Genomic DNA, 15,288 nt, shown 5'->3' on the forward strand with positions numbered 1-15,288 from the left:
GTGTCGCTGATCGCCAGCTGCGCGCTGATGTACATCCTCGGTTTCAGCCTGAACAACCTGACCCTGGTGGCCATCGTCATTTCAGTGGGCTTCGTGGTCGACGATGCCATCGTGGTGGTGGAAAACATCCACCGCCACCTGGAGGCCGGTGAAGACAGCCGCACGGCGGCGCTCAAGGGCGCGGGCGAAATCGGTTTTACCGTGGTGTCGATCAGTTTCTCGCTGATTGCGGCGTTCATTCCGTTGCTGTTCATGGGCGGCGTGGTCGGCCGTCTGTTCAAGGAATTCGCCCTCACCGCCACCGCCACCATCCTGATTTCGGTAGTGGTCTCGCTGACCCTGGCGCCGACCCTGTGCGCGCTGTTCATGCGCCGCCCGCCCGGCGGGCACCAGGGTGGTTTTGGCGAACGCCTGGTGCGGTGGTACGAAAAGGGCCTGGACCGCGCCCTCGCCCACCAGCGCCTGACCCTGGGCGTGTTCGGCGTGACCCTGGCCCTGGCGGTGGCCGGTTACGTGGCCATCCCCAAAGGCTTCTTCCCGCTGCAGGACACCGGCTTCATCCTCGGCACCAGCGAAGCGGCGGCGGACGTGTCGTACCCGGCGATGATCGAGAAGCACCAGGCGCTGGCCAAAATCATCGAGGCCGACCCGGCCGTGCGCGCGTTTTCCCACTCGGTAGGCGTCACCGGCAGCAACCAGACCATCGCCAACGGCCGCTTCTGGATCGCCCTGAAGCCGCGCGGCGAGCGCGATGTGTCCGCCAGCGAGCTGATCGACCGGCTGCGCCCCAAGCTGGCCCAGGTGCCGGGTATCGTCCTGTACATGCGGGCTGGCCAGGACATCAACCTCAGCTCTGGCCCGTCCCGCACCCAGTACCAGTACGTGCTCAAGAGCAACGACGGCGTAGCGTTGAACCTGTGGACCCAGCGCCTGACCGAACGCCTGCGGGAAAACCCGGCATTGCGTGACCTGTCCAACGACCTGCAACTGGGCGCCAGCGTCACCCGCATCGACATCGACCGCCAGGCTGCCGCACGCTTCGGCCTGACCACCACCGACGTCGACCAGGCACTGTACGGCGCCTTCGGCCAACGGCAGATCAGCGAATTCCAGACCGAGACCAACCAGTACAAGGTGATCCTCGAACTGGATGCGCGCCAGCGCGGCAAGGCCGAGAGCCTCAACTTCTTCTACCTGCGCTCGCCGCTGACCAACGAAATGGTGCCGCTTTCAGCCGTGGCGCATGTGGCGCCGCCCACTACCGGGCCACTGTCGATCAGCCACGACGGCCTGTTCCCGGCCGCCAACCTGTCGTTCAACCTGGCCCCCGGCGTGGCCCTGGGCGATGCGGTGAGCATCCTCGAACGCACCCAGCGCGAGCTGGGCATGCCCGACTCCATCAGCGGTAATTTCCAGGGCGCGGCCCAGGCCTTCCAGAGCTCGCTGTCGAGCCAGCCATGGCTGATCCTGGCAGCGCTGGTGGCGGTGTACATCATTCTCGGCGTGCTGTACGAAAGCTTCGTTCACCCGCTGACGATCATCTCCACCCTGCCCTCGGCGGGCCTCGGGGCGCTGATACTGCTGTGGGCGATGGGCCAGGACTTCAGCATCATGGGGCTGATCGGCGTGGTGCTGCTGATCGGTATCGTCAAGAAAAACGGCATCCTGCTGATCGACTTTGCCCTCGAAGCCCAGCGCCATCGCGGCCTGACACCCGAGCAGGCAATCCACCAGGCCTGCCTCACGCGCTTCCGGCCGATCATCATGACCACCCTGGCCGCCTTGCTTGGCGCAGTCCCGCTGATGTTCGGCTTTGGCACCGGGGCCGAGCTGCGCCAGCCGCTGGGTATCGCGGTGGTCGGCGGCCTGCTGGTGAGCCAGGCGCTGACGCTGTTCACCACCCCGGTCATATACTTGACCCTCGAGCGCCTGTTCCACCGCCGCCAGGCTGCCCGGGCGGCAGCGCCAAGTGCCAGTTAGGACAAGACCATGCGTGTGCTGATCATCGAAGACGAAGAAAAAACCGCCGACTACCTGCATCGCGGCCTGAGCGAACAGGGTTTTACCGTCGACCTGGCCCGCGACGGCATCGATGGCCTGCACCTGGCCCTGGAACGCGATTACGCGGTGATCGTGCTGGACGTGATGCTGCCCGGCCTGGACGGCTATGGGGTGCTGCGCGCGTTGCGTGCGCGCAAGCAGACACCGGTGATCATGCTGACCGCCCGCGAACGGGTCGAAGACCGCATCCACGGCCTGCGCGAAGGCGCTGACGACTACCTGGGCAAGCCGTTCTCGTTCCTCGAACTGGTTGCCCGCCTGCAGGCCCTGACCCGGCGCAGCAGCAGCCACGAGCCGCTGCAGGTGCAAGTGGCCGACCTGTGGATCGACCTGATGGCGCGCAAGGCAACACGTGCCGGCCAGCGCCTGGAGCTGACCGCCAAGGAGTTTTCGCTGCTCAGTGTGCTGGCCCGCAGGCAAGGCGAGATCCTGTCGAAGACGGCGATCGCCGAGCTGGTGTGGGACATCAACTTCGACAGTGATGCCAACGTCGTCGAGGTGGCGATCAAGCGCCTGCGCGCCAAGCTCGACGGCCCCTTCGACAACAAGCTGCTGCACACCATCCGAGGCATGGGCTATGTCCTGGAAAACCGTGCCGGGTAACTCCATCGCGCTGCGCCTGTCGGCGTTGTTCATTCTGGTGGCGCTGAGCGTGTTCCTGCTGATCGGCTCGGCGCTGTATCGTCAGGTCGACCGCAGCCTCGACCTGCTGCCGCAGGCCGAACTGGATGCGCGCTTCAGCGTGCTCGAATCCACCCTCAACCGCTTCGGCACGCCCGAGCACTGGGCCAAGATCAACAACAAGCTCAACCTGCTCAGCGAAGAGGACAAGCGCATTCGCTTCTGGGTGGTCAGCAGCAACCCGGCCTACGAGTACGGTCAGCCCAGCGAGCTGATACGCGCGTTTGCCGAAGGTGCACAAGGCATGCGCGACCTGCGCCTGCCTGACCGCCCCTACCCTTACAAGGTGCTGGTCAGCGAACTGCCGGCGCTGGACCAGCGCCCGCCACTGCGCTTTCTGATCGGCATCGACACCGAAACTTTCTGGCAGGCCCAGCACAGCCTGCTGGTGGCGATTGTAGGGCTGGCGGTGCTCGGCGTGTTGCTGGCTTCGCTGCTGGGCTACTGGGTAGCGCGGATCGGCCTGCGCCCGCTGCTGGCGTTGTCCAACGAAGCCCAGGCCCTGGCCCCGCCGCGCCTGGACGGGCGCCTGCAGACCCAGGCCCTGGCCCCGGAACTGGCGCAGTTCGCCGGCGCTTTCAATGCGGCGCTCGACCGGGTCAGCCAGGCCTATTCACGGCTGGAGGCGTTCAACGCCGACGTCGCCCATGAACTGCGCTCGCCGCTGACCAACCTGATCGGCCAGACCCAGGTGGCGCTGACCCGCGGGCGCAGCGCCGAGCACTACTTCGAGGTGCTGCAATCGAACCTTGAGGAGCTGGAGCGCCTGCGCAGCATCATCAACGATATGTTGTTCCTGGCCAGCGCCGACCAGGGCAGCAAGGCCACTGCCCTGACCCAGGCTTCACTGGCCGAGGAAGTGGCCACCACCCTCGACTACCTGGACTACATCCTCGAAGACGCACAGGTCAGCGTGAGCGTGACCGGCGACGCACAGGTGCCCATCGAGAAAGCCCAGTTGCGCCGGGCGTTGATCAACCTGCTGAACAACGCCGTGCAGCACACGGCGCCGCACCAGCAGATCCAGGTGCGGATTGACGCCGAGCCCGGGCAGGTCAGCATTGCCGTGAGCAACCCCGGGCCGGCGATCGACGATGCGCACCTGCCGTTGCTGTTTGAACGCTTCTACCGCGTGGATGCGGCGCGCAGCAACAGTGGCGGGGGCAACCATGGGTTGGGGTTGGCGATCGTCAAGGCGATTGCCTTGATGCATGGCGGGGAGGTGTTTGTGCGCAGTGGGGCCGGGTTCAATACCTTCGGCATCCAACTGCCAGTCTGACGCTGTCCCTGTAGGACCGTGTCTAGCGCAGTGGTTTGCGGCGAAAGTGCTATTGCTTTTTGATGGATCGTTACCTTTTGCGCAACAGTGCTTATCGCACTTCGCTCTGTTTCAAGTGCACTGAAAGGACTAACTTTACCCCTGTCCTCATTAGCACTTGCCCCGCAAGAAGGTAGTTTCAAATGTCCAACAGTATGGGTATTGCCAGCGTCTTCGTCCTGTCTTCCCTGTTGTTGTCGCCCTTGGCCATGGCCGAAGAATCCCCCGCTTTCGTCAACCGTAATGCAGAGCTCGCCGCCGTCCATCAAGAGGCCCGCGACGCTGTAGCCGCACAACAGGCTGACGCCGTGAAAGACGCAAACCAGACAGCCTCCAAAGTTTCTGTCGATGCCAACAGCGACAGCTGATCAAGCGCTGTTATTGCTCCCGTTTTCCCTTGGCTACGCCATGGGCACCACCGGTGCCGATATGTTAGCCTTTTAAAGCCGCTGCCAATCAGCGGCTTTTTTTATGTGCTTAAACTCTCAGCCCCGCTGTAACGTCCTTCTATAAAAAGACGCACATTCAAAAATAAAAACTGCCCCACCGTCAGACCAAAGGAGCTAGTACCGGTGTCTTCCGCGTTTCGCTTTACCCCGCTTTTCATTGCGTTGACTGCAACGATCCCCTTCGCCGCCCAGGCAGATGAAGACAAGGCTGATGGCTTCATCGAAGGCTCGTCCTTCAACCTGCATTTCCGTAACGCCTACTTCAACCGCGACAACCACAATGCCGGCGTGCGTGACACCCGCGAGTGGGGCCAGGGCGCCGTTGCACGCTTCGAGTCGGGCTACACCCCGGGTGTGATCGGCTTTGGCCTGGACGCCCATGCCATGCTGGGCCTGAAACTGGACGGCGGTGGCGGCCATGCCGGCACCAGCATCCTGCCCCAGCACATCAAGGACGACGGCGAGCTGGGTGCTGCCCCGCACTCGTTCTCCACCGCCGGTGCCGCGATCAAGCTGAAGGCCTTTGACACCGAGCTCAAAGCCGGTGACCTGTTCCTTACCAACCCGGTGATCGCCGGCGGCGAAACCCGCATGCTGCCGCAGACCTTCCGCGGTGTGAGCCTGACCAACACCAGCGTTGACGGCCTGCTGCTCGAAGGCGGCCAGGTCAGCTTCACTCACCCGTACAACCAAAGCGGTCACCGCCGTATCGATACCTACTACGGGTCGCTGGACGAGCACGACAAGAGCAAGCACCTGAACTGGGCCGGCGCGTCGTGGAGCGGTACCCCGAACATGACCGCCAACCTGTACGCGGCCGAGCTGAAGGACATCTGGAACCAGTACTACGCGGACTTCGACTACACCTACGTGGTCAACGACCTGGTCAGCCTGAACCCGGGCGTGCACTTCTACCACACCCAGGACACCGGCCAAGCCCTGCTGGGCAAGATCGACAACAACACCTACAGCCTGCACTTCACCGTCAATGCCGGGTACCACAGCGTCACCGCCGCCTACCAGCGGGTCAACGGCAACACGCCGTTCGACTACATCAACCTGGGCGACAGCGTGTACCTGGACAACTCGCGCATGTATTCGGACTTCAACGCCCCGAACGAGCGTTCCTGGAAGCTGCAGTACGGTTATGACTTCGCCGGCGCAGGCATCCCGGGCCTCAGCACCACGCTGTCGTACTCGCGCGGCGAGGCGGACCTGAGCAAAGCCACCCAGGACACCAGCCACTACGACTACTACCGTGCCGACGGCAAGAATGCCACGCACTGGGAGCGCGACCTGGATGTGAAATACGTGTTCCAGGAGGGGGACCTCAAAGACCTGGCGGTGCAGGTGCGCTACGCCACCCACCGTGGCAGCCAGGGCTATGCGTCGATCGACAGCAACAGCGACAACGACGAACTGCGGGTGATCGTCGACTATCCGCTGAACGTGTTCTGATCTCACCCTGCAAGCTTCACCTGTAACCCTGTGGGAGCGGCGGTGCGGCGATCCGATTCACCCGCGAAGAAGGCTCCGCGGTGCCGGGCACCGGCTTCGCCGGTGTTCGCGGGTTAACCCGCTCCCACAGGGGCGCTGAAATGAATCGAACTTGCAGCACAGCGTGATTCCGTCGGACAAATCTTGTCCGACAATCCCCGCTTCCCTAGAATGTCGCCGCCGCGAATGGCCCTGCCCACGCAGTAGCGAGCATGCCCACCCAACCCCCGCGTTTTGCAGTCTACAGGTCGCACCCCGCGCTGATCCTAAACCTGGGCAGTTGCCTTGCCGTGCTCGCAATCGTGGCCATCGTCAGCTACCTGCTGGCGCGCGAACGTGACAGTGTCGAACTGTCTGCCCTGCGTTCGTCCAACAACATCGTCCAGCTGATCGAAAGCGACATCCTGCGCAACGTCGAACTTTACGACCAGTCCCTGCAAGGCCTGATCTGGGCGGTCGGGCGAAAGGAACTGGCGCAGGTACCCGGCCCGTTGCGGCAGCGCCTGCTGTTCAACGAGGCGTTCGTCGACCGCAAGCGCGGTGACGTGCTGTGGCTGGACAAGCAAGGCAATGTGGTGGGCGATTCCACCAGCAGCGTGCCGCGCCAGGCCAACTTCGGCGATACCGGGGTGTTTCTGGCGCACCAGCGCAATGCCAACCTCGGCCTGCTGGTAGGCCCACCATTCAAGGCCAGGCTTGGCGACCTGGACTGGTGCATCAGCTTCAGCCGGCGTATTTCCGGGCCGCATGGCGAATTCGCCGGTCTGGCTGCAGGTGCCCTGCGCCTGTCGTATTTCAGTGAGCTGTTCCAGCGCCTGGACATCGGTGATGACAGCAGCATCAACCTGATCAACACCGACGGGCAACTGCTCGCCCGCCAGCCCAGCCGCGCGCGGGACCCGCTGATCGGCAGCAACTATGCCGGGCGACCAAACTTCAAGCGCATACTGAGTGAACAGCGCGGCAGCTTCACTGCGCGCTCCGGCAGTGACCACCGCCTGCGCATGTACACCTTCGCCCGGGTCCCACAATTACCGCTGATCGTGCTGGTGGTGCATTCGGCCGACGAGGTGTTCCAGTCGTGGCGCCGCACAGCGATTCTGGTCAGCGTTGCCACTGGTGTGCTGTGCGTGGGTATTCTCTGGCTGACACTGCTGCTGGGTCGTGAGCTGAGCCGTCGCCACGAGGCCGAGCAAGGGTTGGCGACCTTGGCGGCCACCGACAGCCTGACCGGCCTGGCCAACCGCCGGCGCTTGGACCAGGTGCTGAGACAGGAGTGGGCACGCGCCCAGCGCAACCGCAAACCACTGGCGGTGCTGATGGTGGATGTGGATCACTTCAAGGCATTCAACCAGCGCCACGGCCACGCTGGGGGCGACCATGCCCTGCGCGAAGTGGCCAAGGCCATCGAGGCGTGCATTCGTCGTCCCGCTGACTTGGCAGCGCGCTATGGTGGGGAGGAATTTCAGGTCGTGCTGCCGGAAACGGAGTTGGCCGGCGCACTGCTGCTGGCAGAACGGATACGGGCCAGCGTCGAAGCGCTCGCACCCTTTGCCGAAGATACCGACGCGATAACAGTAAGCATCGGCATCGGCTTGTCCGGCACCCGGCACGACCTGACGAGTGTGCTGGGTGCTGCGGACGAAGCCCTCTACCGGGCCAAGGCCAAAGGCCGCAACCGGGTAGAGGGGCCTGCCGTTTAGGAACGGGCGCGGGCAGCGTTACGCAGCGCCTTGACCTGGTCATGGTTGCGCTGCACGCCCTGCAGCTGGTTTTCCACCAGCATGTAGGACTGGTCGCTGGCGGTGCGGCCCAGCTTCACCAGCTTCTCGCGGGCTTCCTTGTAGGCCTTGAGGGCATGGTCCTCGCCGCGTTCAACCTCGTTCAGCACCGCTTCTTCATCTTTGCCGGTGAGCATCGATTTAAGGTTGACCCAACCACGGTGCATGTCGCCGCTGATGCTGGTGGAGGTTTCAGGGTCGCCACCCAGGCGGCGCACCTCGCTTTGCAGTTCGCCGGCAGCGTTGGCGCACTCGCCGGCACGCTGGACGAAGAACGCTTTCAGTTCCGGGTTCTTCACATCATCGGCCGAGGCTTTGAAACCCTTTTCGCCGTCCTTGCTGTACTCGATCAGGTCGTTGAGTACGTCGATTACGTCTTTGTTGGGGTTGCTCATGGTGAAACTCCTTGGCAGGTGATAGTCATCTGTAAGGGAGCAGTGTTCGTGCCAAGCTTTTTAATTTATAAATATCCTTTAAAATCAGTTAGTTAAGAACCGGAAGAAGATGCCGTCGGATGGCGTTCTGCATGATTGCCGCTTGGGACCTCGTGCAGATTGCAGTATGGTCGGCGCTTTTCCCCAGCCAGGTGCGCCGATGAAACCGGAAATGCTCGAACTGCTTGTGACCCGGACCATGCCCTTCGGCAAGTACCAGGGGCGCATCATTGCCGACCTGCCGGGGGATTATCTGGCGTGGTTCGCGCGCCGGGGCTTCCCGGCGGGGGAACTGGGGGGGTTGCTGGCGTTGATGCATGAGGTGGATCACAACGGGCTGGGGGATCTGCTGGGGCCGTTGCGGCAGAAGCATCGGCGCGCTTAGGGATCGCATCAGGGCTTGCAGGTGCTGCCGCAAGATTTGCAGCGCCTGTGAGATCGAGCGCCGCCCGCGCGGCGCTTCGCGGGTGAACCCGCTCCCACATTTGTTGCAACGTGGCCATGTCTGTGAGAAAGGGGTTGCCCGCCTTGGTGCATGGCTTGAGACAGGTGAGGCTGTAGTGAGGCTCACCGAGAAATCCAGTCAAGCCACCAAGGCTGGCAACCATGGCCTGACAGGTTTGGTACGTTGCAACAAATGTGGGAGCGGGTTCACCCGCGAAGCGCCGCGCGGGCGGCGCTCGATCTCACAGGCGCTGAAAATTCTGTGGCAAGCACCTGTCAGCCTTGATGCCGGCGATAGGCCAAGCCAGCTACCCCTTGACCGGCGCCACAGCCAGTTCCACCTGCTCGCTCTTCTTGATCAGCGCATACACCACCGCCGTCAGCAAGCTGCCCGCCACGATCGCCAGCAGGTACAGCAACGCATGGTTGATCGCATTCGGAATCAGCAGCACAAACAGGCCACCATGCGGCGCCATCAGCTTGCAACCGAAGTACATCGACAACGCCCCGGTCAACGCCCCACCGGCAACACTGGCCGGGATTACCCGCAACGGGTCCTTGGCGGCGAACGGAATTGCGCCTTCGGAGATGAAGCACAGCCCCAGCGCCAACGCCGCCTTGCCCGCCTCGCGCTCGCTCTGGGCGAACTTGCGCCGGGCCAGGAAGGTGGCGATGCCCAGGCCGATCGGGGGCACCATGCCGGCAGCCATGGTGGCTGCCATCGGTGCGTAGCTAGACGATGCCAGCAAGCCTACCGAGAAGGCGTACGCTGCCTTGTTGATCGGCCCGCCCAGGTCGACGCACATCATGCCGCCCAGCAACAGACCCAGCAAAATGGCATTGGTGGTGCCCATACTGTCGAGGAAAAGCGTGAGCCCTGCGAGCATGGCCGCCACCGGCTGGCCGACCACGTAGATCATCACCAGGCCGGTGAACAAGCTGGCCAGCAGGGGAATGATCAGGATCGGCTTGAGTGCCTCCAGGCTGCTGGGCAGGCGCGCCCAGCGGGCGATGGCCTTGGCACTGTAACCGGCAAGAAAGCCGGCCACGATGCCGCCGATGAAACCCGCGCCCAAGGTGCTTGCCAGTAGCCCGCCAATCATGCCGGGGGCCAGCCCCGGGCGGTCGGCGATGGACCAGGCGATGTACCCCGCCAGCAGCGGCACCATCAGCTTGAATGCAGCCTCGCCACCGATTTGCATCAGCGCGGCCGGCAAGGTGCCGGGCTCTTTGTAGGCCTCGATGCCGAACACGAAGGACAGGGCAATCAGCAAGCCACCGGCCACTACCATCGGCAGCATGAACGACACGCCGGTGAGCAGGTGCTTGTACACACCGGTTTTCTCACCTTTCGCTGCCGGGCTGGCCGCTGCAGCGTCAGCGCTGCTTTCCACCTTGGCCTCGGCCAGCGCCTTGTCCAGCGTGGCACGGGCCTGCTTGAGGGCGATGCCGGTGCCACAGCGGTAGATGCGCTTGCCGGCAAAACGCGCGGCAGGGACTTCGATATCGGCGGCCAGCAGCACCACATCCGCCTCGGCGATCGCGTCGGCAGACAAGGGGTTACGCGCACCGACCGAGCCCTGGGTCTCGACAGTCAGCTGATAGCCCAGTTGTTGTGCAGCTTGCTGCAAGGCCTCTGCGGCCATGAAGGTGTGTGCAACACCGGTCGGGCAAGCGGTGACCGCGACAATGCGCGCGCCAGCGCCGGCAACTTCGGCCTGGCGTGCCTCTGCGGCCAGCAGTTGAGCGTTGGCTGCCGCTTCATCCAGGAAACCTTCGCGGTCAGCCAGCGCCCGCGAGGGCGTGCTCTGGTACACGCGTTTGCCGACGAAACGGCCCAGGTCCACCGGGCCGGTGCTGACCACTAGCACCCAGTCGGCCTCGGCGATCTGCACCGCGCTCAGCTGCCGCTCCGGGTGGCCGGCGTCCTGCACTTCGACGCTGGTGCTCCAGCCACGCCGCTGGGCGGCAGCGGCCAGCAAACGAGCGCTCAGCACACTCGACACCTGGCCGTTGGGGCAGGCGGTGACAATGGCAATGTTCATCGGCAACCCTCTTGTTGTTCTGTCAGTTGCACGGCAGCTTCAAGCCGCGCCAGTTGCTCGCGGTCACGGATGCCGAAGCCGACCTGGGTAACGGCCTGGGCGGCGATCGCGGTGGCGCGGGTCAAGGTCTGCGCCGGCGCTTCACCCAGCAGCAGGCCATGGACCATGCCGGCCACCAGCGAATCCCCTGCGCCGACCGTGCTGGCGACACGTACCTTGGGTGGTTTGGCATGCAGGGCAAGGTCGCGGGCGAACCAGCTGACGCCCTGCTCGCCGGCAGACACCACCACATGTCCAACGCCGCTGGCCAACAGGCGCAGCGCCGCGGCACGCTGCTGTGCAGGGTTATCCACAGCCAGGCCAAGCACCTCGCCCAGCTCTTCGGTATTGGGCTTGACCAGCCAGGGCGCGCCTTGCAGTCCGGCACGCAGGGCTTCGCCGCTACTGTCCAGGGCCACCTTCAGGCCTTGGGCCTGCAACTGGTCGAGCAACTGGCGGAACCAGTCGGCACCCACTCCACGCGGCAGGCTGCCTGCGACAACCACGGCATCGTGCCCAGGGGCGACCTGTTCGAGCAGGCGCAGCAAGGCGCTGCGAGCAGCCTCGTCGACCTCCGGGCCCTGGCCGTTGATGTCGGTGACGCGCCCGTCAGCCTCGACCAGCTTGATATTGCTGCGGGTTTCGCCGGGCACGCGGACGAAGCAATCGGCAAAGCCGCGCCCGTCGATCAGTGCCTCGAACGGTTGCAGGTTGTCCTGCCCGAGGAAACCGCCAACGGTAACGCTGTGCCCCAGGTCGGCCAGTACCTGGGCAACGTTCAGCCCCTTGCCGGCGGCGTCAGTCTGCTGCGCCTGGCTGCGGTTGACCTGCCCCGCGCGCAAGGTATCCAGGCCGATGGTGATGTCCAGCGCCGGGTTCAGGGTGAGGGTGAGGATCTTGGCCATTCAGTAACGCTCCACCAGCGCGCGAACCGCTGCGGCGCTGTCCTGTTGCAGGGCCTCACGCGCCAGGGCGCGGGCCGTCTGGTGATCGGCCTGGCGGACCAGGGCCTTGACTTCGGCAATGCTGCGCGCGCTGACGCTGAGCTCATCTACATCGAGGCCGAGCAGCACGGCGACGGCCTGCGGGTCGGCCGCCAGCTCACCGCACACACCCACCCACTTGCCGTGCGCATGCGCAGCACGCACGGTCATGTCGATCAGGCTGAGCACTGCCGGGTGCAGGCCGTCGGCCTGGGCCGACAGGCTAGGGTGGCCACGGTCGATGGCCAGGGTGTACTGGGTAAGGTCGTTGGTGCCGATGCTGAAGAAGTCCACCTCGCGTGCCAGTTGCGGCGCCAGCAGCGCTGCCGAAGGGACCTCGACCATGATGCCCAGTTGCAAGTCCGCTACCGGGATCTCTGTCCGCAGACGCTCGACCATGGCCCGCGCCTCACGCCACTCATGCACCTGGCCAACCATCGGGAACATGATGCGCAGCGGGCGCTGGTCGGCAGCCCGCAGCAAGGCGCGCAACTGCGCTTCCATCACCTGCGGGCGTTGCAGGGTCAGGCGCACCCCACGCACACCGAGAAACGGATTTTCCTCGGCCGCAATCGGCCAGTACGGCAGCGGTTTGTCGCCACCGACATCCAGGGTGCGTACCACCAGCGGCCGGCCATCAAGGCCATCGAGCACGCGACGGTACTCGGCCTCCTGGGTTGCCACATCCGGGAGTTGTGGGTGGGCCATGAAAATCAGTTCGGTGCGCAGCAGGCCGACGCCTTCGGCGCCCTGCTCCACCACCTTGGCAATGCCGCTGCTGTCGCCGATGTTGGCGAACACTTCGACGGCGTGGCCATCACGGGTAACGGCGGGTTCGAAGCGGTCAGCCCAGGCGGCCTGCAGGCGTTGCTCGCGCAAATCCCGCTCGGCCAGGGCACGCTGCAGCTCATCTGCCGGCGGCGCCACGCTGACCGCGCCGCGCTGGCCATCGAGCAGCAGCGGCGTGCCACTGTGCAACAGCAGTATCGAAGCACCCGCGCCGACCACTGCCGGAATGCCCAGGGCACGGGCAACGATGGCGCTGTGGGCGGTGGCGCCACCTTGAGCGGTGACGATACCGGCAACCCGCGCCGGGTCCAGCCGGGCGACATCGGACGGGCCGACCTCGGTCATCACCAGCACATAGGGTTGTTCAGGTTCAACCTGGGGCTGCACACCGCACAACTGCGCCAGCACGCGCCGGCCGATGTCGCGCAGGTCGGCGGCGCGCTCGGCCAGCAAGGCATCGTGCAACGCCTCCTGCTGGCGGGCGGCCGCCTCGATCACGGCCATCCACGCCGCTGCGGCGCTCTCGCCCTGGCCAAGGCGCTGTTCGACATCGTCGGTCAACGCCGGGTCGGCGAGCATTTCCTGATGGGTGACGAATATCTCGCCAATGGCCTTGTCGCTGCGCTGGATCAATGCCTGCAATTCACTGGACACGTTCGCCAGGGCTTCGCGCAGTTTCTGCCGCTCCTGGGCACACGACTCGCCACGCAAGGGGTAGTCGAACTCACGCTCGACACATACATGCGCCGGGCCGCTGGCAATGCCAGGGGCAGCGCCAACGCCCTGGATACGGCTGCCAGCCTGGGGGGCCTGCAGCACTTCAGCGGTGGTTTCGGCGACGGCAGCGGTGCCTGCTGGTAGCGGCTCCACCTCTTCGCCCAGGCCCTGTTCGATGGCAGCCTGCAACACCGGCAAGGCATCGGCGGCAATGCCTGGCTCGGCCACCAGTTCCAGCACCTGACCGCGACGGGCACCGAGGCTGAGCAGCTTGCTCAGGCTCTTCACCGACACCGCCGGCTGAGTGCTGTCGGCCAGGCGCACACGGATTTCCCCTTCGAAGCCTTTGGCCAGCTGCGCCAGCACTTTGGCCGGGCGCGCATGCAGGCCATGCGGGTTGGCCAGCACGATACGCGCGCTGGGCCAGTCGGCCGGCGCTTCGCCGCCCAGCACTTGCAGCACCGCGCGGCTGCTGGTGGCCTGGTACAGCATCTGCCCGCGGCCCTCTATCAGCACCTCGCACAGGCGCTCAAGCAGGGCCTGGTGGGCAGCGCCAAGGCTGGCCAGGCAGAACAGGCCGTTGAGTGGCTGGTCGCGGTAGCGCAGCGGTTGCTGCGGGGTAATGAAGGCCAGGCCCGGCTGGCGCACCTGGCGCTCGCTGTGCAGCCACCACAGGCCCTCGCCCAGCGGCAGCGGCTCGGCCTGTTGCAGCACGGCGGCAAAGCCGCTGTCGACACAATCGGCGCGCTGCAACAGCCGGGCACCGCGCCAGGCCAGCTCGTCGAAGTCCTCGGTCGGCAGGTTCAGGCCGACCAGTTGTGCATCCAGCGCCAGTTCCTGCGGCGCACCCTGCAGCAGTTTCAGCAACGCTTCGGCGGAACTCGCCCGGCGCAAGGCTTCGGCCAGGTCGGTCTCGCCCAGCGCACGGGTCAGCAGTTGCAGCAGGCGCAGGTGTTCGTCGGAGCGGGCTGCGATACCGATGGCCAGGTAGACCGTATGGCCATCGCCCCAGTCCACGCCCTCGGGAAACTGCAGCAGGCGCACGCCGGTGGCATGCACCAGGTCACGGGTCTGCGGCGTGCCATGGGGAATGGCAATGCCCTGCCCCAGGAAGGTCGAGCCTTGCGCCTCGCGGTCCTGCAACCCCTGCAGGTAGCCCTCGGCGACCAGGCCGTCAGCGACCAGCCGCCCGGCCAGCAGGCGTAATGCCTCGGCTTTGTCGGCGGCCGTCTGGCCCATGGCTATCTGCTCCTTGACGAGCTCGAGCATGACCTTCTCCTTTTGCAGTTCCCGGTCGGGTACTGGAGTATTGTTGTGAAATTCACGTAAACGGCCAGTTCAACAGCCTTGCACAAGTGCAAGCCGAGGCAGAAAATTCGGCAGCTGAAACGTTTAATCTGACCAGACGGCCACGTTACTCGATAATCTGCCGATGAAAAAGCCCCATCCTGTCGGACAATTGCGACAATGGTCGTCTGCGCGTGCTGCCTGTAGCGGGTCAAACTACCCGGTCAGGCCTCACAGCCAGCCCCGGTAATAACAAGGAAAATTCGGTGAAACTCAGCGATATCGCCCGTCTGGCCGGTGTGTCCGTGACCACTGCCAGCTACGTCATCAATGGCAAGGCCGAACAGCAGCGCATCAGCAGCAGCACTGTCGAGCGGGTACGCGCGGTGGTCGAGGCCCATGGCTTCACGCCCAACCCGCAGGCCGCCGGTCTGCGCAGCCGGCATACCCGTACCCTGGGCTTCATTCTCCCGGATCTGGAGAACCCCAGCTACGCCCGCATTGCCAAGCAGCTGGAGCAAGGCGCCCGCGCCCGCGGCTACCAGCTGCTGATCGCCAGCAGCGATGACCAGCCCGACAGCGAACGCCAGTTGCAGCAGCTGTTCCGTGCCCGCCGTTGCGATGCGCTGTTCGTTGCCAGTTGCCTGCCGCCAGAAGATGACAGCTACCGCGAGCTGCAGGACAAAGGCCTGCCGGTGATTGCCATCGACCGCCGCCTGGACCCCGCTCACTTCTGCTCGGTGATCAGCGACGATCGCGACGC

Annotated in this window: 12 protein-coding genes; 8 read left to right on the forward strand and 4 right to left on the reverse strand. The window is 64.8% G+C overall.

Features of this window, described 5'->3' with window-relative positions; translation table 11 throughout:
- The 6 genes from HP546_RS14390 to HP546_RS14415 all read left to right on the forward strand — a co-directional run.
- On the forward strand, positions 1-1,980 hold a 1,980-nt coding region (locus HP546_RS14390; RefSeq protein ID WP_172226359.1), incomplete at its 5' end, for an efflux RND transporter permease subunit.
- 9 nt (positions 1,981-1,989) lie between these two features.
- Positions 1,990-2,664, forward strand: a complete 675-nt coding sequence (locus HP546_RS14395) for a heavy metal response regulator transcription factor (RefSeq protein ID WP_172226362.1) — start codon at positions 1,990-1,992, stop codon at positions 2,662-2,664.
- The gene (locus tag HP546_RS14400; RefSeq protein WP_172226365.1) at positions 2,639-4,021 is read left to right on the forward strand and encodes a heavy metal sensor histidine kinase; all 1,383 of its coding nucleotides are present in this window, start codon (positions 2,639-2,641) and stop codon (positions 4,019-4,021) included. Before HP546_RS14395 ends, HP546_RS14400 begins: the two co-directional genes overlap by 26 nt.
- Positions 4,022-4,203: 182 nt before the next feature.
- Positions 4,204-4,428: a hypothetical protein gene (locus tag HP546_RS14405; protein ID WP_172226368.1), complete on the forward strand. Its 225-nt coding sequence runs from the start codon at positions 4,204-4,206 to the stop codon at positions 4,426-4,428.
- 204 nt (positions 4,429-4,632) lie between these two features.
- Positions 4,633-5,967 (forward strand): OprD family porin, encoded by a 1,335-nt coding sequence (locus HP546_RS14410; protein WP_172226371.1) that lies wholly within the window; start codon positions 4,633-4,635, stop codon positions 5,965-5,967.
- A gap of 251 nt (positions 5,968-6,218) precedes the next feature.
- Complete coding sequence (locus HP546_RS14415; RefSeq protein ID WP_172226374.1) at positions 6,219-7,709, forward strand: sensor domain-containing diguanylate cyclase; 1,491 nt, start codon at positions 6,219-6,221, stop codon at positions 7,707-7,709.
- On the opposite strand, the gene HP546_RS14420 is transcribed toward HP546_RS14415, so the two are convergent.
- Positions 7,706-8,182 (reverse strand): PA2169 family four-helix-bundle protein, encoded by a 477-nt coding sequence (locus HP546_RS14420; RefSeq protein ID WP_172226377.1) that lies wholly within the window; start codon positions 8,180-8,182, stop codon positions 7,706-7,708. The two genes, HP546_RS14415 and HP546_RS14420, sit on opposite strands and share 4 nt — an antisense overlap.
- A gap of 199 nt (positions 8,183-8,381) precedes the next feature.
- Between HP546_RS14420 and HP546_RS14425 the strand changes: the two genes are divergently transcribed.
- Positions 8,382-8,606, forward strand: coding sequence for a DUF3820 family protein (locus HP546_RS14425; RefSeq protein ID WP_172226380.1), 225 nt, complete (start codon positions 8,382-8,384; stop codon positions 8,604-8,606).
- Between the two features lie 367 nt (positions 8,607-8,973).
- Here the strand turns inward: HP546_RS14425 and HP546_RS14430 are convergent, their stop codons facing one another.
- Genes HP546_RS14430 through ptsP form a run of 3 tightly spaced genes read right to left on the reverse strand, consistent with a single transcriptional unit; the run spans position 8,974 to position 14,507 of the window.
- The gene (locus HP546_RS14430; RefSeq protein WP_172226383.1) at positions 8,974-10,710 is read right to left on the reverse strand and encodes a PTS fructose-like transporter subunit IIB; all 1,737 of its coding nucleotides are present in this window, start codon (positions 10,708-10,710) and stop codon (positions 8,974-8,976) included.
- Positions 10,707-11,654, reverse strand: a complete 948-nt coding sequence (gene pfkB / locus HP546_RS14435) for a 1-phosphofructokinase (protein ID WP_172226386.1) — start codon at positions 11,652-11,654, stop codon at positions 10,707-10,709. The genes HP546_RS14430 and pfkB overlap by 4 nt, the downstream gene beginning before the upstream one ends.
- Positions 11,655-14,507 carry a phosphoenolpyruvate--protein phosphotransferase gene (gene ptsP, locus HP546_RS14440; protein ID WP_172226389.1) on the reverse strand — a complete coding sequence of 951 codons (2,853 nt, stop codon included), beginning with the start codon at positions 14,505-14,507 and terminating at the stop codon, positions 11,655-11,657.
- A gap of 284 nt (positions 14,508-14,791) precedes the next feature.
- On the opposite strand from ptsP, the gene HP546_RS14445 reads away from it, so the two are divergent.
- Positions 14,792-15,288: LacI family DNA-binding transcriptional regulator (locus HP546_RS14445; RefSeq protein ID WP_172226392.1), on the forward strand; the 497-nt coding region annotated here is incomplete at its 3' end.

It is taken from the genome of Pseudomonas sp. CM25 (assembly GCF_013179705.1).
In the GTDB taxonomy this organism is placed as follows: domain Bacteria; phylum Pseudomonadota; class Gammaproteobacteria; order Pseudomonadales; family Pseudomonadaceae; genus Aquipseudomonas.